Origin of the sequence: Streptomyces sp. NPDC001728 (genome assembly GCF_040297565.1) — a bacterium.
Taxonomy (GTDB): Bacteria; Actinomycetota; Actinomycetes; order Streptomycetales; family Streptomycetaceae; genus Streptomyces.
This window is the reverse complement of the sequence record NZ_JBEOZK010000020.1, coordinates 123,938-145,074: the sequence shown is the minus strand read 5'-3', so window position 1 is coordinate 145,074 and position 21,137 is coordinate 123,938. Positions and strand designations below refer to the sequence as shown.

Here is a 21,137-nt window from a genome sequence, read left to right as displayed (position 1 = left end):
CGGCCCTAGCGGCGGATGCCGGTCGCGAACGGCAAGGTGTTCACAAAGGCCCGGTGGTGCTCGCGGTCGCACCACTCCAGCTTCAGATACGACTTGCCGGCGGAGGCCCTGATCGTGCGCTTGTCCCGGGCCAGGGCCTCGGGCGAACGCGACGACACCGTGATGTACCCGACGAGGTTCACCCCTGCCGCGCCACTGGCGAGATCTTCACCCCGCTGGTCGAGCCGGCCGTGGGCGGCGATGTCGCGCGGGTCGACCGTGCGGTTCATCTTGGCGGCGCGGCTGGCGTCGGCCTCGTCGTTGGTCTTCTCGGTGAGCATCCGCTCGATGGCGACCTCGGTGGGCTCCAGGTCCATGGTCACGGCGACCGTACGGATGACGTCCGGGGTGTGGACGAGGAGCGGGGCGAGGAAGTTCACGCCGACCGGGGTCATCGGCCACTCCTTCACCCAGGCCGTGGCGTGGCACCAGGGGGCGCGGGTGGAGGACTCGCGGGTCTTGGCCTGGAGGTACGTCGCTTCCATCGCGTCGAGTTCGGCCGGCCAAGCGTTTCGTTTCGTCATGGCCTGGATGTGGTCGATGGGGTGGTCCGGGTCGTACATGGAGTGCACGAGGGAGGCCAGCCGGGACTGCCCGAGGGGCTGGCGGACGCGGATGTCGGCCTCGGCGAGGCGGGCGCAGATGTCGGTGAGCTCGCGGGCCATGACGACGGCGAGGCCGGCGTCGCGGTCGAGCTTGCGGGCGCCGGAGGCGTGCCGGGCGGCGCGGGCCATGGCGTTGGCCTCGGCAGCGAGTTCGCGCGTGTAGTGCATGCAGGCGACGAGATACGCGCGGTGCTGCTCGCTGGAGGTGGAGACCATCGACTGGAGCTGGTCGTACGACTCCATGAGCCACGCGGGCGCGTGCGGGTCGCCGCGCTGGCCGACGTCCTTGGCGTGCGCGTCGGGGTCGGCGGGGAGCGTACGGGCCAGCATCTGGAGGCGGGTCACGAAACCGTCGCCGTTGGCGACGTGCTTGAGGAGGGTGCCGAAGCGGTCGACCAGGGCCTCCTGGTCCTCGCTGTCGCGCAGGCCGACGCCGGGGCCCTCGATCTCGATGGCGGCGGTGACGGTGCGGCGGTCGGCGTGCAGGAGGACGGCGATCTCGTCGGGGCCGAAGGGGGCGGCGAGCCAGCCGACGCGGCCGATGCCGGGCGGCGGGCCGACCTCGACCTCGCGGCCGTCGAGGCGGGTGCCGGCCTCGGTGACGACGGAGCGGTAGGCGGTACCGCGCTTGAGCATCCGCTTGTAGCTGCGGTTGATCTCGAACCACTTGTAGAACGTGCGGTGCTTGTACGGCAGGTACACGGCGGCGATCGCGAGCATGGGCAGGCCGGCGAGGAGCGCGATCCGCAGGGGGAGGAGGGGGACGAGGAGTCCGCTCATCATGCCGAGGAAGGCGCCGGCGATGATCAGGGCGATCTCGCCGGTCTCGCGGTTCTTGCCGACGATCGCGTTCGGCCGGGCGCGGCCCACGAGATACGTACGGCGGGGCGCGACCGGCTGGGACTGGGTCGTCAACGCCCTGCACCTCCAGAGTTCTTGCGGTTGCTGTGCGGGGTACCCGCGGTGGGACTGCTGCTACGGGGCGGGGGCGGGGGAGTCGCGCCGCCACCGCTGCCGCCGCGGCTGCTGTGGGCGGCCATGCCGCCGGACATCGGGTTCGCGGCGCGGGCGGGCTGGGAGGACTGGCCGCCGCCGTCGCCGCGGGAGCTGTGCGTCTTGATGCCCTGGGAGACGAGGGACGCGGGGGAGGAGATGACGGCCGCTGCCGCGTTCTCGCCGGCGCGGTGCAGGCGGTTGTTGCGGGAGGCGGCGATCTCGTCGCCGAAGCCGGGGACGAAGCGGTAGATCATCCCGGAGGCGAAGATCGCGAGCAGGATGATCGCGAGGCCGGACACGACGGCGGAGAACGAGTCGGGGCCGGTGCCGGAGGAGAGCGCGCCGGCCAGTCCGAGGACGATGACGATGACCGGTTTGACCATGATGATCGCGATCATGATGCCCGCCCAGCGGCGGACGTGGCCCCACATGTTCTTGTCGACGAGCCCCGAGTAGACGACGACGCCGAGGAGGGCGCCGACGTACAGCATCACGGCGCGGAGGAACAGCTCCAGGTAGAGCACGCCGGCGGCGAGGACGGTCACCAGCGACACGATGATCAGCATGATGGGGCCGCCACCGATGCTGTCGCCCTTCTGGAGGGCCTGCTTGAAGCTGCCGAAGAAGACGTCGGTCTGCTGACCGGTGCCGGAGGCGACGACCTCGGTGACGGCGTCGGTGGCGTTGACCACGGTGTAGAGGATCAGCGGGGTGAACGCGGAGGCGAGGACCGTCAGCCAGAGGAAGCCGATGGCCTCGGAGAAGGCGGTGGTGAGGGGCACGCCCCGGATGGCGCGCTTGGCGACGGCGAGGAGCCAGAGGAGGAGCGTGAGGAAGGTCGACGCGGCGAAGACGATGGCGTAGCGGCCGAGGAACTCGGGGTTGGTGAAGTCCACGTCGGCGGTCGCTTTGACGGCCTGGGAGAGCTTGTCGACGATCTCGATGGCGGCGTCGGCGCAGCCGCGGGCGAGGGAGGAGAGGGGGTCGAGGGCGGCGGTGGGGTCGGTTGCGGGGGTCTTGTCGGCGCTGCCGGGCTGACCCCGCTCGCAGAAGTCCCGTGCGGGGCCGCGGATCAGCTCGCAGGCCTTGTCGCCGGCGCTCGGGCTGGGCGTCGGCGTGGGAGTGGGCGCCGCGAAGGCCCGGCCGGCGAACAGCACGAGGGCCGTCTGTGCCGCACCGAGCGTGGCGGCGATCCTGACGCCGAGCGGGAGCCGCTTACCGGGCATAGGTGAAGCCTCCGAACTGGCCGACAGCGTCGCTCATCTCCTGGGCCGTGGACGCCCGCTGATCGCGGCCGACGGGCACAGGACCGTCCTTCTGGCTGAAGCCGGTGACCTTCCAGTCGCCGTCGCCCCATCGCAGTTCGTACGAGGTGGTGTACCAGGACTCGGTCACGGGGTTCTGGGAACCCTCCCCGGCCAGGCCGAAGAGGGACGAGAACCAGATCGACACCGTCGCCTTGTCGTCGGCGTAGCTCTCCACCTTGGACCCCACGGGGATGACACGGGAGATGAACGTCAGTCCGGCGGGGGCGGTGCCGTCCTCCTGGAGGCCGACCCGGCCGAGGAATCCCTTGTCGGTGTAGACCTTGTCGAGTTCGCCCTGCCGGGCGGCGATGGTCGCCGGTGCGTAGACCGCTTGCACGATCTCGTTCCGGCCGACGGTCGTGAACATCTCCGCCGACCCCAGCGCCACCGCGTAGTTCGTCGCCGCGCTCTGGGCGCCCTGGTCGTCGTGGGGGTAGCCCGTGGGGATTCGGCCGTTCTTGCCGGTGACCGGGCGGACGCCCGTCGCCGCCGTGGGGGCCGCTTTGCCGTGGGTGGTGCCGGAGGGGCCCGCCGCGTCGGCCGGGTCGCCGCCGCCGCGGTTGGCGAAGGCGATGGCCGCGACGAGGACGACGACCACGCCCACGACCGTGATGAGTGAACGGGAGCTGCGGACGGGGCGGCGGGCGCCGCCGTAGACGTCGCCGCTGTTGCCCTCGGGCAGGCGGGTCCGGGTCTGGCCCGATCCGCCCACGCCGCCGAAGCTGTCGTGCTCGTCACCGGGACTCATGCCGGGTACGCCCCCTCACTGGTTCGCGGTACGGGCAGTGCTGCAACATGACTGGACATCAGGAACGCATTCTCAGGTGGACGGGGTCCGACGGGGAATCAGACGGCCATCCCGTACACGATGGTGAACAGCGTCCCCAGTGAGCCGATGATGAAGACTCCGGTCAGGCCGGCCACGATCAGGCCCTTGCCCTGTTCCGCGCTGAACGTGTCCCGGAGGGCGGTCGCGCCGATGCGCTGCTTGGCCGCTCCCCAGATGGCGATGCCGAGGCAGAGCAGGATGGCCACGGCCATCACGACCTCGATCATCACCTTGGCCTCGTTGCCGAGGCTCCCGAAAGGCCCCCAGTTCGGGGCGATTCCACCGATGATGGTGGTGATGTCACCCTTTTCAGCCGCCAGGTACATGTAACTCACCGCCCCTGTGGGGTAGTTGGTTGGCCCTGCCGGACGGCATGGGTCATCGCCCTATCTTCGCTGATGAAACCGCCCGCGTGTGACGGCTTGGCGGCTCTCTTTACCCGATCCCCGCACATCTGACCGACTTGACCGTCTTGACCTGCGGTGGTGCGGCCGGTTTCTATGCAAGGAAGCGTATGGTCACTCTGTGTATCACGGAGAGTGACTCCGGGCAATGATTGTCGTTGTTGCACTCTTGGGGCGGCGTCAGGGGGGCGGGGTGACCGGGGGTGTCGCGCAAGCGGCCCCGGCGGGCGCCGCGCGGCCTAGACTGTCCCTCGGGGGCGTACTGCCATGAGCCGAGGGGTGGTTGACGGTGCGTAGGGCCGGCAAGGCGTGGCTGGTGGGCGGTGGGGCGTTCGGGGTCTGTCTCGGCTTCGTCGTCCTGATCGTCGTCGGTACGTACTCGGCGGCCGCCGGTCTCGTCGGCGGCGCCGGAGGTACGAAGAACGGGACCGTGGCCCTCGCCAAGGGTTCCGTACCGGCGCTCTACCAGGGGCTCGTGCAGCGGTGGGGGAATCTCTGCCCCGCCATCAACCCGGCGCTGCTCGCCGCCCAGCTGTACCAGGAGAGCGGCTGGAACCCGCGGGCCGTCTCCTCGGCGGACGCCCGGGGCATCGCCCAGTTCATCCCCAGCACCTGGGCCGGGCATGGCGTGGACGGCGACGGGGACGGGGACCGGGACATCTGGGACCCCAAGGACGCGATCCCTTCGGCGGCCTCGTACGACTGCGAGCTGGCCGGCTATGTGAAAGACGTGCCCGGGGACCCGGCGAACAACATGCTGGCGGCGTACAACGCGGGCGCGTACCGGGTCATCAAGAACGGCGGGGTCCCGCCCATCAGCGAGACCCAGAACTACGTGCGGATCATCCGGTCCCTGGAGAAGAGCTTCGCCCGGCCGCTGGGCCGGGTCGATCCGTCCCGGCAGGCGGCGGGCGCGATCCACTACGCGCAGCAGAAGCTCGGCACCCCGTACCTCTGGGGCGGCACCGGGACGGCCTCGCAGAACGGCCGGTTCGACTGCTCCGGCCTCACCCTGGCCGCGTTCGACAGCGTCGGCGTCCAGCTGCCGCGCGTCGCCAACGACCAGTACAACGCCGGGCCGCACCCCTCGCGTGACGAACTGCTCCCCGGCGACCTGGTCTTCTTCTCCGACGACCTGACCAACTCGCGGGCCATCCGGCACGTCGGCATCTACGTCGGCGGCGGGTACATGATCGACGCGCCGCGCACCGGGGCGGTGATCCGCTTCGACCGGATCGACACCCCGGACTACTTCGGGGCGACCCGGGTCACCGAGGAGGGTGCGGCGGCGCTGTCGACCCATCTCCCGGAGGCCTGAGCGGAGGAGACGGACCGTCGGGGCCGTACCGGACATGGCCGGAACTCTTCGTCATGCACGGGCCCTGAGCTGCGGAGAACCGTCACTCTTCGATAACGTCGTCATGATCCACCGGAGAGACGGAACGTGCGCCTCGGGCGACTCGTTCCCTGATCCGAGCGCTCTGGCCACGGGGGTTGGAAACCAGACACACAGACACGAGAGCAAGGGGCCGCAGCAGATGGCTGGACTCGCATCGGACGGTTCGAACCCCGATGTCGGCCTGCTCTACGACATCAACGGGCTGGCGAAGGCCGCCCCGCCCTGGTTCGACCGTGTCATGGAGTTCGTCGGCGAGTACGGGATCATGCTCGCGATGGTGCTCGTGATGCTGTCGTGCTGGTGGAGCGTCCGCAGGCGCGGCACCCTCGCCGACTCCGTCTCCGCCGTCGCCGGCCTCGTCTGGGCCCCGCTGGCCGCCGGCATCGCGCTCCTGGTCAACATCCCCATCCGCGGCTTCGTCGAGCGCCCCCGGCCGTTCAGGGAACACCAGGGCCTTGAGGTCCTCGTCGAGGGGAAGACCGACTTCTCCTTCGTCAGCGACCACGCCACCCTCGCGATGGCCCTCGGCGTCGGGGTCTTCGTCGCCCACCGCAGGTTCGGGCTCGTCGCCATCGGCCTGGCCCTCGCCGAGGGCTTCGCGCGCGTCTACATGGGGGTGCACTACCCGACCGACGTCATCGGCGGCTTCGCCCTGGGCACGGCGGTGGCGCTGCTCCTCGCGCCGCTCGCCCTGGCGCTGCTCAACCCGCTGCTCTCCGCCGTCGCCCGCTCGGGGCGCGGCGCCCGGCTGGTCCGTTCCCGCCGGGCCGAGGGGCCGCGGCGCCCGGAGGCGGTCGGCATCCCGGAGCCGCGCGTCAACGGTCCGGCCGCAGGGCCGGACAGCGGCCGGAACGACCTCGCGGCGTAGCGGGTCCCGGATCGGGCCTCGTCACTCGTCGCCCGGACCTCGTGGCCCGGACCTCGTGGCCCGCTCAGATCTCGTCGCCCGGCGTGGTGCGCAGGTGGTCCGCCGCGTCCGTGCGGGCGCGGTCCCTGGATCTTCTCGCCGGGCCCGTCCAGCCGCAGCTACAGCGTGCCAGCGCGAACGAGCCGCGCTCCGTCGTCGTCGTGTGGTGGGAGGCCTGCGCGTGCACCCCACCACCGTACTGCGCGTGACGGCGCGCCCGGACCGTCGTTATGGGATCGGGTGCCCCCGGACCCGCGGGGGCCCGTGGGGAGGGCGGGTCCCGGGCAAACAGCGGTGAGGCGTTGGGGGTTGGTAGGCGATGGTGGTGCATCGGTACGGGCGTCCGCACGGTCGCGGCAGTGGGGCGTTCGCCTTCACCGCCGTCCTGGTCGGTTCCCTGGTGGGGGCCGGGACGGTCACGGGGTGCGCGGCCCCCGAGGACCCGAAGCCGAAGGGTGCCCCCGCCCTCGTCGTACGGAACGCGGCGGAGGTGCTGACGAGGGCCGGCACCTCCAAGGCCACCACCTCCATGGAGATGGCCGCGGGCGGGACCCGGGTCACGATCCGGGGCGAGGGCGGCTACGACTTCCGGCGCCGTACCGGTCGGCTCCAGGTGGTGCTGCCGAAGGACGCGGCAGGGACGAGTGAGCACCGGCCGATCACCGAACTGCTCACCCCCGGCGCCCTCTACATGAAGAACCGGGGGGCGGGGGTGCCCGCCGACAAGTGGGTCCGGGTGGACACCACGACTCTCGACGACGGGAACCTGGTCACCGGCGGAGCCACCGATCCGGCCGCCGCCGCCGAGCTGCTGGGGGGCGTCCGGGAGGTCACGTACCTCGGCGAGGTCGATCTGGCAGGGGTGAAAGTCAGCCACTACCGAGGGGTCACGGACATCGCCCGTGCCGCCCGGGTCGCCTCGCCGCAGCTGCGGGGGGCGCTCGCCGCGGCGGCGAAAGGGTTCGCCAAGGACACGGTGCCCTTCGACGCGTACCTCGACGGGGAGGGGCGGCTGCGGAAGGTGCGCCACCAGTTCAGCTTCAGCAACCGGGGGCGTACGGTCGCGGTCGCGTCGACCACCCTGCTCTACGGCTTCGGCATCCCCGTCGAGGTGACGCTGCCGGACCGCCGTGACATCTTCGCCGGGAAGATCAAGGCCTGACCTGGGCCGCCGCCGCCGGGACCATCGGCAAATGGTCCGGACGTGTCATGCGCGGATTGTGCCGCCGTCCCTACGCTGGGAGACCGCTGGGAGACGACGCCGGCAGGAAGAGGTGGATGCGCGTGGCCCCGCCCGGTACAGCGACCGTGCCAGCAGACCCGGACCGCGTCGCCCTCGCCGAGATAGAACTGTGCGGCGAGCTGATCATCGCGGCCTCGGCCGCGGACGGGGAGCGGCTCAGTGCCGACCGCATCGACGAGGTGCTGCGGGTGGCGGCGGAGCGGGCCGCGGAGGACCACTGACGGTACGGCCCCGCCCACGCCGGCCGGCGCGGGGAACGGCTCAGGTGCGCATCATGCGGGCGATGGCCTTGGTGGCCTCCTCGACCTTGGCGTCGATGCCCTCGCCGCCCTTGGCCGCGGCGTCCGCGACGCAGTGCCGCAGGTGCTCCTCCAGGAGCTGGAGCGCGAAGGACTGGAGCGCCTTCGTCGAGGCGGAGACCTGCGTGAGTATGTCGATGCAGTAGACGTCCTCGTCGACCATCCGCTGGAGACCGCGGATCTGGCCCTCGATCCGGCGGAGTCGCTTGAGGTGCTCGTCCTTCTGCTTGTGGTAGCCGTGCACACCGTGCCCGTGGTCGGCCGCCTCGACGGCCTCGACGGTCTCGGGGGTGACCTGGTCCGCCTCGGTGGTCGTCATCGCGTCCTCCCGTTGTCCATTAAGGGGGTGTATACCCCTCGTGGGTATATGGTACCGATCCCCGCCGGTCCGGGCGGGGGTCCGTGCTGTTCACTGTGCCTGATGGGCGACACTGAGAGATGCCGGTTAGCCGTGGCCGGATGATGCGCCTAGCATCAGCCTGACCGAAACCCAGCACCCCGAGGACCCCACGTGCGATTTCGTCTGACCCCCAGGGAGACGAGCTTCTACGACATGTTTGCCGCGTCCGCGGACAACATCGTCACGGGCTCCAAGCTCCTGATGGAACTGCTCGGGGCGGAGCCTTCCGCCCGGGCCGAGATCGCGGAGCGGATGCGGGCAGCGGAGCACGCCGGCGACGACGCGACCCATGCCATCTTCCACCAGCTGAACTCCTCCTTCATCACGCCGTTCGACCGCGAGGACATCTACAACCTGGCGTCCTCCCTCGACGACATCATGGACTTCATGGAGGAGGCCGTCGACCTGGTCGTCCTCTACAACGTCGAGGAGCTCCCCAAGGGTGTCGAGCAGCAGATCGAGGTGCTGGCGCGGGCGGCGGAGCTGACCGCCGAGGCCATGCCGAACCTGCGGACCATGGCCAACCTCACCGAGTACTGGATCGAGGTCAACCGGCTGGAGAACCAGGCGGACCAGATCCACCGCAAGCTGCTCGCGACGCTCTTCAACGGCAAGTACGACGCCATCGAGGTGCTGAAGCTCAAGCAGATCGTGGATGTGCTGGAAGAGGCGGCCGACGCCTTCGAGAAGGTGGCCAACACGGTGGAGACCATCGCGGTCAAGGAGTCCTGAGGCTTCGTGGACACCTTTGCTCTGATCGTGACCATCGGTGTCGCGCTCGGCTTCACATATACGAACGGCTTTCACGACTCCGCCAACGCCATCGCCACCTCGGTGTCGACGCGTGCGCTGACCCCACGCGCGGCGCTCGCCATGGCGGCGGTGATGAACCTCGCGGGTGCCTTCATGGGCCAGGGGGTCGCCCACACCGTCAGCAAGGGCATCATCGAGACGCCCACCGGCGACAAGGGGATGGGCATCCTCTTCGCCGCACTGCTCGGCGCGATCGTCTGGAACCTGGTCACCTGGTACTTCGGTCTTCCCTCGTCCTCCTCGCACGCCCTGTTCGGCGGCATGGTGGGCGCGGCGCTCGCGGGTGGCACGGAGGTCATCTGGTCGGGTGTCCTCGAGAAGGTCGTCATCCCGATGTTCGTCTCGCCGGTCATCGGTCTGATCGCCGGTTACCTGGTCATGTGCGCGATCCTGTGGCTCTTCCGCAAGTCCAACCCGCACAAGGCCAAGCGCGGCTTCCGTATCGCGCAGACCGTGTCCGCGGCCGGCATGGCCCTCGGCCACGGTCTCCAGGACGCGCAGAAGACCATGGGCATCGTGGTGATGGCCCTGGTCATCGCGGACGTCCAGGGCGCCGACGCCCCGATCCCGGTGTGGGTGAAGATCGTCTGCGCCATGATGCTCTCGCTGGGTACGTACGCGGGCGGCTGGCGCATCATGCGGACCCTCGGCCGCAAGATCATCGAGCTGGACCCGCCGCAGGGTTTCGCGGCGGAGACCACCGGTGCGTCGATCATGTTCGGTGCCGGCCTGATGTTCGGCGCACCGATCTCCACGACTCATGTCATCACCTCCGCGATCATGGGCGTCGGCGCGACGAAGCGCGTCAACGCGGTCCGCTGGGGCGTCGCCAAGAACATCGTGATGGGCTGGTTCATCACCATGCCGGCGGCTGCGATCGTCGCCGCCGCGAGCTACTACGTGGTGCAGCTGTTCTTCGGCTGACGGATCGTGGCGCCCGGTCGGTCTGCTGGGGGTCCGGGGGTCGTCCCCCGGGGGGTGCGGTATCACCATGCCGGCGGCTGCGATCGTCGCCGCCGCGAGCTACTACGTGGTGCAGCTGTTCTTCGGCTGACAGGCTGGGGCAAATGGCCGGGCCCGGCTCCCCCGTGGGGGAGCCGGGCCCTTCGTCGTACGGTGGCACCGCCATGCAGCACCGCAGACGAGTCTTTATCCGAAGCGGCCGGAGATGTAGTCCTCGGTCGCCTGGACGCTCGGGTTGGAGAAGATCCGCTCGGTGTCGTCGAGCTCGATCAGCTTGCCGGGCTGGCCGACGGCCGCCAGGTTGAAGAAGGCCGTACGGTCCGAGACGCGGGCGGCCTGCTGCATGTTGTGCGTCACGATGACGATCGTGAAGCGCTCCTTCAGCTCGCCGATCAGGTCCTCGATCGCCAGCGTCGAGATCGGGTCGAGGGCCGAGCAGGGCTCGTCCATCAGCAGGACGTCGGGCTCGACCGCGATGGCGCGGGCGATGCACAGACGCTGCTGCTGACCGCCGGAGAGGCCGGAGCCCGGCTTGTTCAGGCGGTCCTTGACCTCGTTCCAGAGGTTGGCGCCCTTGAGGGACTTCTCGACGATCTCGTTGAGCTGGGACTTCTTGTACTTGCCGTTGAGCCGCAGGCCCGCCGCCACGTTGTCGAAGATCGACATGGTGGGGAAGGGGTTGGGGCGCTGGAAGACCATGCCGACCGTGCGGCGCACGGCGACGGGGTCGACGTTGGTGCCGTACAGGTTCTCGTCGTCCAGCATCACCTTGCCCTCGACACGGCCGCCGGGGGTGACCTCGTGCATCCGGTTGAGGGTGCGGAGGAAGGTGGACTTGCCGCAGCCGGAGGGGCCGATGAAGGCCGTCACGGAGCGGGGCTCGACGGTCATCGAGATGTCGTCGATCGCCTTGTGGGCGCCGTAGTAGGCGGAGAGGCCGCTGACGTCGATTCGCTTGGCCATATCAATTCACTTCCCGGGTGGCCCCGCTCGGCGGAGCCGAATGTCGAGGCCTAGCGGCCGGTCTTGGGGGCCTTCCAGCGGGCGATGCCGCGGGCCACCATGTTGAGGATCATGACGAAGGCGATCAGGACGAGCGCTGCGGCCCAGGCGCGGGCCACGGCTGCGTCGGTGCCGACCGCGTACTGCTCGTACACGTAGAGCGGCAGGGAGGACTGGGCGCCTTCGAAGGGGTTCGGGTTGATGAGCTTCGTACCGAACACGAGGAGCAGGACCGGGGCCGTCTCACCGGTGATGCGGGCGACCGCGAGCATGACGCCCGTGGTGATGCCGCCGATCGCGGTGGGCAGGACCACCTTCAGGATGGTGCGCCACTTGGGGATGCCGAGCGCGAGGGAGGCCTCGCGGAGCTCGTTCGGGACGAGCTTGAGCATCTCCTCGGTGGAGCGGACCACGACCGGCATCATCAGGATGGCGAGGGCCATCGCGCCGGCGAAACCGGAGGGGCCGAAGCCCAGCATCAGGTTCCAGGTGGCGAGGACGAAGAGGCCGGCGACGATCGACGGGATGCCCGTCATGACGTCGACGAAGAAGGTGACGGCCTGGGCGAGCTTGCCGCCGCCGTACTCGACGAGGTAGACGGCGGTGAGGAGGCCGATCGGCGCGGCGATCACGGTCGCGATGGCGACCTGCTCGATGGTGCCGAGCAGCGCGTGGTAGACACCGCCGCCGGCCTCGGTGTCGAGGACGCCGTTCATCGAGTGGGTCAGGAAGTAGAAGTCGAGGACCTGCGCGCCCTTGCTGATCGTGACCCAGCCGAGGGAGAGCAGCGGGATGACGGCGAGGACGAAGCACACCCAGACGAGGCTGGTGGCGACGCGGTCCTTGGCCTGGCGGCGGCCCTCGACCTTGGTGGTCACGGTGAACGTGACGAGGACGAAGAGCAGCGCGGCGATCAGACCCCACTGGACCTTGCTGTGCCAGCCGGCGGCGAGGCCGATCCCGGCGCCCGCGGCGACGGAGCCGGCGGCGACGGCGAGCGGGGTCCAGCGGGGGAGCCTGGCGTGGGAGAGGGACCCGGGGCGTGCGGCCACCGCGGTCGGACGTTCCTGTATGGCGTGGCTCATGCCGCGGCCCCCGAGTACTCCTTGCGCCGGCCGATGATCCAGCGGGCGGCGCCGTTGACCAGCAGGGTGATGACGAAGAGGACGAGACCGGAGGCGATCAGCGCGTCCCGGCCGAACTCGTTCGCCTCGTTGAACTTGGCGGCGATGTTCTGCGCGAACGTGCCGCCGCCCGGGTCGAGCAGGTGGCCCGAGAGGACGAAGCTGGGGGAGAGGACCACGGCGACGGCCATGGTCTCGCCGAGTGCGCGGCCGAGGCCCAGCATGGAGGCGGAGATGATGCCGGAGCGGCCGAAGGGCAGCACCGACATGCGGATGACCTCCCAGCGCGTGGCGCCGAGGGCGAGGGCGGCTTCCTCGTGCATCTTCGGGGCCTGGAGGAAGACCTCGCGGGTGACGTTGGTGATGATCGGAAGGATCATGATCGCCAGCAGGATGCCCACGGTGAAGAGGTTGCGGGCGACGCCGTCGGCGGACTTGTCGAAGATGTACGTCCAGCCCATGTACTGGTCGAGCCACTGGTTGAGGCCGTCCAGGTACGGGACCAGGAAGATCGCGCCCCAGAGGCCGTAGATGATGCTGGGCACGGCGGCGAGCAGGTCGACCACGTACGCGAGCGGCTTGGCCAGCTTGCGCGGGGCGTAGTGCGAGATGAACAGCGCGATGCCGATGGCGACCGGTACGGCGATCGCCATCGCGATGACCGAGGACACGATCGTGCCGAAGGCGAGGACGGCGATGCCGAAGGCCGGCGGGTGGCCGGCCGGGTTCCACTCGAAGGTGGTGAAGAAGTTGGCCTCGTCCTTCGAGATGGCGAGGACGGCGCGGTAGGTCAGGAAGGCCGCGATCGCGGCCATGATGACGAGCAGGGTGATGCCGGAGCCCTTGGAGAGGCCGCTGAAGACGCGGTCTCCGGGGCGGGCCGCGCTCTTGGCGCGCCGGCTCCTGTTCTTCTCTATGGCGGGTGGTGTCGTGGTAACCATCGGTTTCTCCGGTCTGCGGAGCCTTGCGGCTCCTGGCGGCGGTGCACCGGATGCCGGGGGCGGCCTCCTCCACGGGAGGTGAGGGGGCCGCCCCCGGTCGGGGGTCAGGACAGGGTCGGGACGATGGCGCGGACCTTGGCCGCGATCTCGGCCGGCATCGGCGCGTAGCCGGCGTCGGGGAGGACCTTCTGGCCCTCCTCGCTGATCGCGTAGTTGAGGAACGCCTTCAGGGTCGGCAGGGTCTCCGCCTTGTTGCCCTTGTCGCAGGCGATCTCGTAGGTGACGAGGACCAGCGGGTAGGCGCCCTCGGCCTTGGTGGCGTAGTCGAGGGAGAGGGCCACGTCGTTGCCCGTGCCCTTGACCTTCGCGGCGGCGATGGCCTTGGAGGCGTTCTCCGAGGTGGCGGCGACCGGGGCGGAGGCGCCGGTGTTGACGCTGACCGTGGAGATCTTGTTCGCCGTGGCGTGGGAGAGCTCGAAGTAGCCGATGGAGCCCTCGGCGTTCTTGACCGCCTGGGCGACACCGGAGGAGCCGTTGGCGGCCTGGCCACCCGGGGCGGGCCACGACTTGGTCTTCGGGTCGTACTTCCAGTCGGCCGCCGCGGTGGCCGAGAGGTACTTGCCCAGGTTCTGGGTGGTGCCGGACTCGTCCGAGCGGTGGAACGCCTGGATGGTGGAGTCGGGAAGCTTGGCGCCCGGGTTCAGCTTGGCGATCGCCGGGTCGTTCCACTTGGTGATCTTCGTGTCGAAGATCTTGGCGATGGTGGGGGCGTCCAGGACCAGGTTGTCCACGCCGTCCAGCTTGTAGCCGATGGCGATGGGGCCGCCCACCATGGGCAGGTTGATGCCGGTGCCGCCCGTGCAGACCTTCTTGGACTCGGCGACCTCTTCGTCCTTCAGGGCGGAGTCGGAGCCCGCGAAGGCGACCTGGCCCTGGTTGAACTTGGTGATGCCGCCACCGGAGCCGATGCCCTGGTAGTTGACCTCGACGCCCGAGCAGGCAGCCTGGAAGTTCTTGACCCAGAGGTCGACCGCGTTCTCCTGCGCGCTGGAGCCCGCGGCGAGCAGCTGGCCCTTGGCGCCGTCGCACTTGATGTTGGACGCCGCGGCGGAGGACTTGGTGCCGTTGTCCTTGGTCGGCGTCTCCGCGTTGTTGTCCGAGCCACACGCCGAGAGGACGAAGGCGCCGGAGACGACGAGGGCACCGATCGCGGAGGCGCGAAGCCCGTTCTTGCGCGAAAGCTTCACTTTCGGGTGTTCCTTCCAGAAGCCGCCCTGCCGCGGACCGAGTGTCCTGAACGTTCTACGGCGGCGTGTGTCGGTTGGTGGTGCATCGCTGTGCTCTGTGCACCGTGTAAGGCCGAAATTAGGCAGATCAGGTGAAGCGGTCGACGGAAGAGGGTGAACGGAAAGTGAACCGTGCCGGAAGCCCGGGTGCGGGGCGCTCGGGTGGGCGGCGGGAGGGTGTCGGGGGAGGGTTTCGCCGGGGGTCTTGGGAGGGCTGCGAGCGGAGAGATCAGGCCGGGGCGGCGGTGGACGGGCATGCCGGCGGGGCCCGGTGGTGGGCGGGGCCGGCAGGGCTCGGTGGTGCGCGCGGGCCGGGGCGCTCAGCGAGGGGTACGCGTCGTGCGGGCGCGGCTGTGGGCGCCGTGCCGGCTCGGTGGTGGGCGCCGTGCCGGCTCGGTGGTGGGCGCCGTGCCGGCTCGGTGGTGGGCGGTCGGGCCCGGCTCAGCGGTGGTTCGTCGCCATCGCCGCGTCCAGGAGTTCGCGGTCCCTGGGCTGGGTGAGGCGGGCGCGCGCCCGGGCCGGGGGCAGCCAGACGAGGGCGTCGACCTCGCGGCTCGGGACGAAGGTGCCGCCGAGGGTACGGGCCGCCCAGTAGTCGACCTCCTTGGGGCGGCCGTCCACGGTGTAGTGGACCGTCGGCAGCCGGGACCCCAGGGCACAGCGCTGCCCCGTCTCCTCGTACACCTCGCGCAGCGCGCACGCCTCCGCCGTCTCGGCGCGCTTCCGCTTCCCCTTGGGGTGCGACCAGTCGTCGTACTTCGGGCGGTGTACGAGCGCGATCTCGATGCCGTGACCGGTGGGCGCCGGGCGCCAGAGCACGCACCCGGCGGCACGGACCGGTTCCCGGCGCGGCTGCGTCACGGGACCGGTGCCGTCGTTCTTCGCCAGGCGCGCTGGAAGGCGAAGCGGGCCGCTTCGACCTCGTGGCGCTGGTCGGCGTGGAGGACCCCCAGGGCGTACGCGGTCGCCGGGGCGATGCGCGGGGTGCGGGCCGCGGCTGCGGCGGCTGCGGCGGCTTCCGCGGCGTCGCGGTGCCGGTCCAGGGCGCGGGCGGCCTCGTACAGGACCGAGTCGGGTTCGCCGCCGGTGTGCAGGGCCTCGGTGGCGTACCGGTGCAGCCGGAGCAGGAGCCGGGTGTGGTGCCAGGGCGCGTCCTGGCCCTCCCCGGCGGCGAGCGCGAGCGCCTCCGCGTTGTACGGGTGGGCCGCGCGGGTCAGGGGCAGCGCGGCCACCGCGTCCAGGAGGCGCCGCTCCGCGAGCTCGGCCGGCCCGTCCAGGACCTCGACGGCGGGCGCGGTGCCGACGGGGCCGAGCGGCACCTCGGAGGCGAGCAGCGCGACGGCGTCGGCGACGGCGTGGAACCGGGCAGAGCCCAGCGCCTGGAGGGACGCCGAGTGGGCGCGCGTCCGGGCCAGGGTGAGCTGGCGCTCCAGGAGGGCGCCGGCCCGTGCCGCGCCCACGGTCAGCCCGGCGGACTCGCTGCCGCGGGCGGCGGGGACGGGACTCGCGCCGTTGGGGCGGGTGACGGTGCCGCCGCCCGCGCCCGCGCCCTTGGCCGCGCCCCTGCCCGAGCTCGTACCGATGACCGGTGACGGGCCTCCCGTGCCGTTCGACAGGCGGGACAGCGCGTCCACCAGGCGGAACAGCCGGGACGTGCAGGCCTGCTCCACGGCCAGCGTGCCCGAGAGCCAGACCAGCTCGGTGCGGAGCTGGTCCGCCCAGGCCGTGTCCAGCAGCGGCCGGAACGTGTGGAGGGTGCCGCTGATCCGGCGGGCGGCGCCGCGCAGGGTGCGGGCCGCCTCCTCCGCCCCGGCCGTGTCCGAGCCGCTCTCGCCGTGCAGCCGGAGGCCGCGGAGGAAGTCCGCGGCACGGGCGTGCAGGTAGGGGGCCAGGACCTCGCCCGCCGAGACGTCCTGCGAGTGGTCAGGGTTGTGCACGCCGGCGCCTCCGCGCGTCGATGAGCATCTCCTGGACGTGCCGTAGGGGGCGGCCCTCGGGGTCGGTCGCGTGCCGCGTCCAGTTCCCGTCGGGGCCGAGGTGCCAGGAGGAGGTGGTGTCGGACATCCCGGTCTCCAGGAGCCGGGTGAGCGCCGCTCGGTGCGCCGGGTCGGAGACCCGTACGAGGGCCTCGATCCGGCGGTCCAGATTGCGGTGCATCATGTCGGCGCTGCCGAACCAGACCTCGGGTTCGCCGCCGTTGCCGAAGGCGAAGACCCGGGAGTGCTCCAGGAAGCGGCCGAGGATCGAGCGGACCCGGATGTTCTCCGAGAGCCCGGTGACGCCGGGGCGGACGGCGCAGATGCCGCGGACCCAGATGTCGACGGGGACCCCGGCCCGGGAGGCCTGGTAGCAGGCGTCGATGATCGCTTCGTCGACCATCGAGTTGACCTTGATCCGCACGTACGCGGGCCGGCCCGCGCGGTGGTGGGCGATCTCCTTGGTGATCCGGGAGACCAGCCCGTCCCGCAGCGACTTCGGGGCGGTCAGCAGACGCCGGTACGTCTCGCGGCGGGAGTAGCCGGAGAGCCGGTTGAACAGGTCGGACAGGTCCGCGCCGACCTGCGGGTCGGCGGTCAGCAGGCCCAGGTCCTCGTAGAGGCGGGCCGTCTTCGGATGGTAGTTGCCGGTGCCGACGTGGGAGTAGCGGCGCAGCAGCTCGCCCTCCTGCCGGACGACCAGCGACAGCTTGCAGTGGGTCTTCAGGCCGACGAGGCCGTACACGACGTGGCAGCCGGCCTCCTCCAGCTTGCGGGCCCACTTGATGTTGGCCTGCTCGTCGAAGCGGGCCTTGATCTCGACGAGGACGAGGACCTGCTTGCCGGACTCGGCGGCGTCGATGAGGGCGTCCACTATCGGGGAGTCGCCGGAGGTCCGGTACAGCGTCTGCTTGATCGCGAGGACGTCCGGGTCGGCGGCGGCCTGCTCCAGGAAGGCCTGCACGGACGTCGAGAACGAGTCGTACGGGTGGTGGAGCAGGACGTCCCGCTCGCGCAGCGCCGCGAAGACGTCCGGCGCGGACGCGGACTCGACCTCGGCGAGGTCGCGATGGGTGCCGGCCACGAACTTCGGGTACTTCAGCTCCGGCCGGTCCTGCCCGGAGATCCCGAAGAGCCCGGTCAGGTCCAGCGGGCCGGGCAGCGGGTACACCTCGGCGTCGGAGATCTTCAGCTCGCGGACCAGCAGGTCGAGGACGTAGGGGTCGATGGACTCCTCGACCTCCAGACGCACCGGGGGGCCGAAGCGGCGCCGCATCAGCTCCTTCTCCAGGGCCTGGAGGAGGTTCTCGGCGTCGTCCTCCTCGACCTCCAGGTCCTCGTTCCTGGTGACCCGGAACATGTGGTGCGCCAGCACCTCCATGCCGGGGAACAGCTCCTCCAGGTGCGCCGCTATCACGTCCTCCAGGGGGACGTACCGCTGCGGGGAGGCCTCCAGGAAGCGGGACAGCAGCGGGGGCACCTTCACGCGCGCGAAGTGGCGGTGGCCGCTGACCGGATTGCGTACGACCACGGCGAGGTTCAGGCTCAGGCCCGAGATGTACGGGAAGGGGTGCGCCGGGTCCACGGCCAGCGGGGTGAGGACCGGGAAGATCTGCTGCCGGAACAGGGTGAAGAGCCGCGCCTGCTCCTTCTCGGTGAGCTCGGGCCAGCGGATGAGGTGGATGCCCTCGTCGGCCAGGGCCGGGGAGACGTCCTGCTGGTAGCAGGCGGCGTGCCGGGCCATGAGCTCGCGCGAACGCGTCCAGATCAGCTCCAGTACCTCGCGGGGCTGGAGGCCGGAGGCGGAGCGGGTGGCGACGCCGGTCGCGATGCGGCGCTTGAGGCCGGCGACCCGGACCATGAAGAACTCGTCGAGGTTCGAGGCGAAGATCGCGAGGAAGTTCGCCCGTTCGAGGAGGGGGGTCGTCGGGTCCTCGGCGAGTTCGAGGACGCGCTCGTTGAAGGCGAGCCAGCTGCGCTCGCGGTCGAGGAAACGCCCCTGCGGCAGCTCGTCGCCGAGGGCGCCGTCGTCCTTGTAGGTGTCGGGATCCGCGTCGAGATCGGCGTCGAGGTCGGTGACGACGGCGCCGTTCACGATCTGCGCGCGATGCGCGGTTATGGAACCCAGGGACGGCGCGGACGCCGCCGCGGACGACGACGTGGCGGAGGACTGGACCGGGACCTCGGCAGGCTGCTGGCTCATGGCCCCATTCTTCCGCGCGAAGGGGTGGTGGGGCGCGTCGGAGCGGGCCGTGGGGGAGGGAAGTCTCCCCTTGGGGAGGGCGGACACGGAGCGCTTCATTGCGTGAGCGTCGCAAGCGCGTCTGAATGGCCGGTAACGACGACATGTCGTACGGGAATCGGGGGCGGGGCCGTGTGCGGGCCCCGCGGCCCATGGTTTCGTACGGGGTTTCTAGGGGTGGCGGGTGCGCAGGACGCGGAACGTGACGAGGAGGACGAGGGTGGCGAGGGCGAGCGCGATGCCGGACTCGACCAGCTGGAGGGGCCAGAAGTGGGAGGACGGGTGGAAGTCGGCGTAGTCGGTGACACCGCCGCGTCCGATCATGCAGGCACGCTCTGTCTCCGCCGAGATGGAGCAGTACTCCCAGCCGACGCGCTCGCCGGACGAGGTGATCATGCCGTTGCTCAGAACCCAGGCGTCGGACACGCGCAAGGACAGCTCACGACCGGTGAGGGTGTCGGCGGGCCACAGACCGGGGCGCAGCCAGGCCAGGGCCGCCACGGCCACACCGGTGACCAGTGCGGCGACGCCCATCGCGAGGACGGTGCGCCGGACGAGGAGGCCGACGGCGGTGCCCAGGGCCAGGCCCAGCAGGGCGTTGGTCACGGGTACGGTGCCGTACGAGGCGAACATGGTGGGTTCGTACCAGTACGTAGGGAAGTCGCGGGCGGGTCCCGTCGACCACGACCAGTGGAAGACCAGGCCCAGCAGCGGGACGACCGTCACGACGAGCGCGGCGGGCACGGCCAGCTTGGCGGCGAGCCAGCGCGCCGGGCTGACGGACTGCGTCCAGGCCAGTCTGTACGTCCCGGACTCCAGCTCGCGGGCGATCAGCGGGCCGGCGAGGAACGCCCCGAGCAGGCCGGGGAGCACGAGCATGCCGAGGGCGGTGTACTCGACGAGATGCCGCGCGAACCACTGGTCGGCGGTGTAGACGAGGACCGGGTCGTAGCAGGACCGGTCGTCGCCGTAGGTGCAGCCCGCCGCGCGCAGTGCCTCCGTCGCGCTGTCGGACCAGAGCCTCGACGTGATCAGCGTCGCCACCGCGAGGGCCGCGAGGGCGAGGGCCACCCACAGCGACCGTCGGTGCTGGCGGATCGTCACCCAGTAGGGGCCCCTCAGGGCGAGGGCGCTCACGCGGAGGCACCTTCAAGGGCGCGGGAGGCGCGCAGGTGGCCGAGGAGGAGTTCCTCCAGGGAGGGCTCGGTGGTTTCCCAGGGTCCTTCGACCGGGCCCTCGTGGCGGATCAGCGCGGTGAGCTGACGGCCCGTCGTGCGGGAGTCGACGACGGTGTGCGGGGCGAGGTCGGCCACCGGTCCGGTCAGCAGGGTGTGCGCGGGGATCAGTTCGTCGATCGCTCCGTCGAGGCGGATACGGCCGTCCTGCACGAGGAGCAGGTGGTCGCAGGCGTCCTCCAGTTCGGTGAGGACGTGGGAGGACAGGACGACGGTCGTGCCGCGCTCGGCGGCGTCGGCCATGAGAGCTCCCATGAGTTCGTGCCGGGCGAGTGGGTCGACATCGGCCATCGGTTCGTCGAGGAGCAGCAGTTCGGGTCGCTTGCCGAGGGCGAGCGCGAGGGCGAGGCGGCTGCGCTGACCTCCGGAGAGGGAGTGGACGCGGGCCTTCCGGGGCAGCGAGCCGGTGGCGAGGACGCTCTCGGCGGCGGCCGGGTCCCAGCGGTCCGGGTTGAGTTCCCTGCCCAGGCGCAGCGTTTCGTCGACGGTGAGCGCCCCGTACAGGGGCTTGTCCTGGGCGACATATGCGACGCGGTCCCGTCCGGGAGCCGCGATCCGGCCCTCGGTGGGGCGCAGCAGCCCGGAGGCGAGGCCGAGGAGGGTCGATTTCCCCGCGCCGTTGGGGCCGACGACGGCGACGACGCGGCCGGCCGGCAGCGCGAACGTGCAGTCCCTCAGTGCCCAGGTGGTGCCGCGCCTTCGGTAGCGCAGGCCGAGTCCTTCGGCCTTGATGACCGGGTCGGTCATTCGTCCCCCTCGAATTGTTCCCTCAGTACGGATGTGAAGAGCGCCGCCACGTCCTCCCGCTCCAGGCCCGCCGCTCGTGCCCGGCGGGCCCAGTCGGTGAGTTCGCCGCGTAGGGGCGAGTCGGCCGGGTTCGTGCCGAGCGTGGCGCGGACGAAGGTGCCGAGGCCTCGGCGGGCCTCGACAAGGCCTTCGCGTTCGAGTTCGCGGTAGGCCTTGAGGACCGTGTTGGGGTTGATGGCCGTCGCTTCGACGACCTCGCGTGCGGTGGGCAGTCGGTCGCCTGGCTCCAGGAGGCCCATCCGGAGGGCCTGTTTCGTCTGCTGGACGATCTGGAGGTAGGTGGCGACGCCACCGCGCCGGTCGATGCGGTACTCGACCAC

22 protein-coding genes are annotated in these 21,137 nt (G+C 70.8%); 6 read left to right on the top strand and 16 right to left on the bottom strand.

Annotation, left to right across the window (positions count from 1 at the left end; translation table 11 throughout):
- Positions 1 to 5 precede the first annotated feature (5 nt).
- From ABT154_RS26620 to ABT154_RS26605, 4 genes are all read right to left on the bottom strand, one after another.
- Positions 6 to 1,559, bottom strand: coding sequence for an SCO6880 family protein (locus ABT154_RS26620; protein ID WP_351859769.1), 1,554 nt, complete (start codon positions 1,557 to 1,559; stop codon positions 6 to 8).
- Positions 1,556 to 2,866, bottom strand: coding sequence for a hypothetical protein (locus tag ABT154_RS26615; protein WP_351859767.1), 1,311 nt, complete (start codon positions 2,864 to 2,866; stop codon positions 1,556 to 1,558). Before ABT154_RS26615 ends, ABT154_RS26620 begins: the two co-directional genes overlap by 4 nt.
- Positions 2,856 to 3,695 carry a DUF8175 domain-containg protein gene (locus ABT154_RS26610; protein WP_351859765.1) on the bottom strand — a complete coding sequence of 280 codons (840 nt, stop codon included), beginning with the start codon at positions 3,693 to 3,695 and terminating at the stop codon, positions 2,856 to 2,858. The genes ABT154_RS26615 and ABT154_RS26610 overlap by 11 nt, the downstream gene beginning before the upstream one ends.
- A gap of 98 nt (positions 3,696 to 3,793) precedes the next feature.
- A complete protein-coding gene (locus ABT154_RS26605; RefSeq protein ID WP_024757447.1) occupies positions 3,794 to 4,102 on the bottom strand; it encodes a DUF8827 family protein in 309 nt (102 codons plus the stop codon).
- A 361-nt stretch (positions 4,103 to 4,463) separates the two neighbouring features.
- On the opposite strand from ABT154_RS26605, the gene ABT154_RS26600 reads away from it, so the two are divergent.
- Entirely contained in the window at positions 4,464 to 5,498 is a 1,035-nt protein-coding gene (locus ABT154_RS26600) for a C40 family peptidase (RefSeq protein WP_502969593.1), read from the top strand.
- 220 nt (positions 5,499 to 5,718) lie between these two features.
- Positions 5,719 to 6,447, top strand: a complete 729-nt coding sequence (locus tag ABT154_RS26595) for a phosphatase PAP2 family protein (RefSeq protein WP_351859763.1) — start codon at positions 5,719 to 5,721, stop codon at positions 6,445 to 6,447.
- 64 nt (positions 6,448 to 6,511) lie between these two features.
- Here ABT154_RS26595 and ABT154_RS26590 read toward each other — a convergent pair whose 3' ends face one another.
- Positions 6,512 to 6,673, bottom strand: a complete 162-nt coding sequence (locus tag ABT154_RS26590) for a hypothetical protein (protein WP_351859762.1) — start codon at positions 6,671 to 6,673, stop codon at positions 6,512 to 6,514.
- A 132-nt stretch (positions 6,674 to 6,805) separates the two neighbouring features.
- On the opposite strand from ABT154_RS26590, the gene ABT154_RS26585 reads away from it, so the two are divergent.
- Both ABT154_RS26585 and ABT154_RS26580 read left to right on the top strand, forming a co-directional pair.
- Complete coding sequence (locus ABT154_RS26585) at positions 6,806 to 7,648, top strand: SCO4651 family lipoprotein (RefSeq protein ID WP_351859760.1); 843 nt, start codon at positions 6,806 to 6,808, stop codon at positions 7,646 to 7,648.
- 116 nt (positions 7,649 to 7,764) lie between these two features.
- Positions 7,765 to 7,950, top strand: a complete 186-nt coding sequence (locus ABT154_RS26580) for a hypothetical protein (RefSeq protein ID WP_317877258.1) — start codon at positions 7,765 to 7,767, stop codon at positions 7,948 to 7,950.
- Between the two features lie 40 nt (positions 7,951 to 7,990).
- Here the strand turns inward: ABT154_RS26580 and ABT154_RS26575 are convergent, their stop codons facing one another.
- The gene (locus ABT154_RS26575) at positions 7,991 to 8,347 is read right to left on the bottom strand and encodes a metal-sensitive transcriptional regulator (RefSeq protein WP_351859758.1); all 357 of its coding nucleotides are present in this window, start codon (positions 8,345 to 8,347) and stop codon (positions 7,991 to 7,993) included.
- Positions 8,348 to 8,539: 192 nt separating this feature from the next.
- Here ABT154_RS26575 and ABT154_RS26570 point away from each other — a divergent pair, with 192 nt between their 5' ends.
- Entirely contained in the window at positions 8,540 to 9,160 is a 621-nt protein-coding gene (locus tag ABT154_RS26570; protein WP_317877260.1) for a DUF47 domain-containing protein, read from the top strand.
- Positions 9,161 to 9,166: 6 nt separating this feature from the next.
- A complete protein-coding gene (locus ABT154_RS26565) occupies positions 9,167 to 10,165 on the top strand; it encodes an inorganic phosphate transporter (RefSeq protein WP_351859756.1) in 999 nt (332 codons plus the stop codon).
- 225 nt (positions 10,166 to 10,390) lie between these two features.
- Here ABT154_RS26565 and pstB read toward each other — a convergent pair whose 3' ends face one another.
- The 10 genes from pstB to ABT154_RS26515 all read right to left on the bottom strand — a co-directional run bounded on the left by pstB (position 10,391) and on the right by ABT154_RS26515 (position 21,137).
- Positions 10,391 to 11,167: a phosphate ABC transporter ATP-binding protein PstB gene (gene pstB, locus ABT154_RS26560; RefSeq protein WP_189834428.1), complete on the bottom strand. Its 777-nt coding sequence runs from the start codon at positions 11,165 to 11,167 to the stop codon at positions 10,391 to 10,393.
- Positions 11,168 to 11,217: 50 nt separating this feature from the next.
- Complete coding sequence (gene pstA, locus ABT154_RS26555) at positions 11,218 to 12,291, bottom strand: phosphate ABC transporter permease PstA (RefSeq protein WP_351859754.1); 1,074 nt, start codon at positions 12,289 to 12,291, stop codon at positions 11,218 to 11,220.
- On the bottom strand, positions 12,288 to 13,271 hold the full coding sequence (gene pstC, locus ABT154_RS26550) for a phosphate ABC transporter permease subunit PstC (RefSeq protein WP_351859752.1): 984 nt from the start codon (positions 13,269 to 13,271) through the stop codon (positions 12,288 to 12,290). The genes pstA and pstC overlap by 4 nt, the downstream gene beginning before the upstream one ends.
- A 104-nt stretch (positions 13,272 to 13,375) precedes the next feature.
- Positions 13,376 to 14,518 carry a phosphate ABC transporter substrate-binding protein PstS gene (gene pstS, locus ABT154_RS26545; RefSeq protein WP_351859750.1) on the bottom strand — a complete coding sequence of 381 codons (1,143 nt, stop codon included), beginning with the start codon at positions 14,516 to 14,518 and terminating at the stop codon, positions 13,376 to 13,378.
- Positions 14,519 to 14,998: 480 nt separating this feature from the next.
- A complete protein-coding gene (locus ABT154_RS26540) occupies positions 14,999 to 15,418 on the bottom strand; it encodes an NUDIX hydrolase (protein WP_351859748.1) in 420 nt (139 codons plus the stop codon).
- Positions 15,415 to 16,494, bottom strand: a complete 1,080-nt coding sequence (locus ABT154_RS26535) for a CHAD domain-containing protein (RefSeq protein WP_351859746.1) — start codon at positions 16,492 to 16,494, stop codon at positions 15,415 to 15,417. The genes ABT154_RS26540 and ABT154_RS26535 overlap by 4 nt, the downstream gene beginning before the upstream one ends.
- A complete protein-coding gene (locus ABT154_RS26530) occupies positions 16,481 to 18,736 on the bottom strand; it encodes an RNA degradosome polyphosphate kinase (protein WP_351859744.1) in 2,256 nt (751 codons plus the stop codon). The genes ABT154_RS26535 and ABT154_RS26530 overlap by 14 nt, the downstream gene beginning before the upstream one ends.
- Positions 18,737 to 18,946: 210 nt before the next feature.
- Entirely contained in the window at positions 18,947 to 19,912 is a 966-nt protein-coding gene (locus tag ABT154_RS26525) for an ABC transporter permease (RefSeq protein WP_351859742.1), read from the bottom strand.
- A complete protein-coding gene (locus ABT154_RS26520; RefSeq protein WP_351859740.1) occupies positions 19,909 to 20,757 on the bottom strand; it encodes an ABC transporter ATP-binding protein in 849 nt (282 codons plus the stop codon). The genes ABT154_RS26525 and ABT154_RS26520 overlap by 4 nt, the downstream gene beginning before the upstream one ends.
- Positions 20,754 to 21,137: a GntR family transcriptional regulator gene (locus ABT154_RS26515; protein WP_351859791.1), complete on the bottom strand. Its 384-nt coding sequence runs from the start codon at positions 21,135 to 21,137 to the stop codon at positions 20,754 to 20,756. Before ABT154_RS26515 ends, ABT154_RS26520 begins: the two co-directional genes overlap by 4 nt.

Coding starts and splice junctions, on each gene's coding strand:
- ABT154_RS26615 (WP_351859767.1), bottom strand. CDS start 2,866: ATGCCCGGTAAGCGGCTCCCGCTCGGCGTCAGGATCGCCGCCACGCTC.
- ABT154_RS26610 (WP_351859765.1), bottom strand. CDS start 3,695: ATGAGTCCCGGTGACGAGCACGACAGCTTCGGCGGCGTGGGCGGATCG.
- ABT154_RS26605 (WP_024757447.1), bottom strand. CDS start 4,102: ATGTACCTGGCGGCTGAAAAGGGTGACATCACCACCATCATCGGTGGA.
- ABT154_RS26595 (WP_351859763.1), top strand. CDS start 5,719: ATGGCTGGACTCGCATCGGACGGTTCGAACCCCGATGTCGGCCTGCTC.
- ABT154_RS26585 (WP_351859760.1), top strand. CDS start 6,806: ATGGTGGTGCATCGGTACGGGCGTCCGCACGGTCGCGGCAGTGGGGCG.
- ABT154_RS26580 (WP_317877258.1), top strand. CDS start 7,765: ATGCGCGTGGCCCCGCCCGGTACAGCGACCGTGCCAGCAGACCCGGAC.
- ABT154_RS26575 (WP_351859758.1), bottom strand. CDS start 8,347: ATGACGACCACCGAGGCGGACCAGGTCACCCCCGAGACCGTCGAGGCC.
- pstB (WP_189834428.1), bottom strand. CDS start 11,167: ATGGCCAAGCGAATCGACGTCAGCGGCCTCTCCGCCTACTACGGCGCC.
- pstA (WP_351859754.1), bottom strand. CDS start 12,291: ATGAGCCACGCCATACAGGAACGTCCGACCGCGGTGGCCGCACGCCCC.
- pstC (WP_351859752.1), bottom strand. CDS start 13,271: ATGGTTACCACGACACCACCCGCCATAGAGAAGAACAGGAGCCGGCGC.
- ABT154_RS26530 (WP_351859744.1), bottom strand. CDS start 18,736: ATGAGCCAGCAGCCTGCCGAGGTCCCGGTCCAGTCCTCCGCCACGTCG.
- ABT154_RS26520 (WP_351859740.1), bottom strand. CDS start 20,757: ATGACCGACCCGGTCATCAAGGCCGAAGGACTCGGCCTGCGCTACCGA.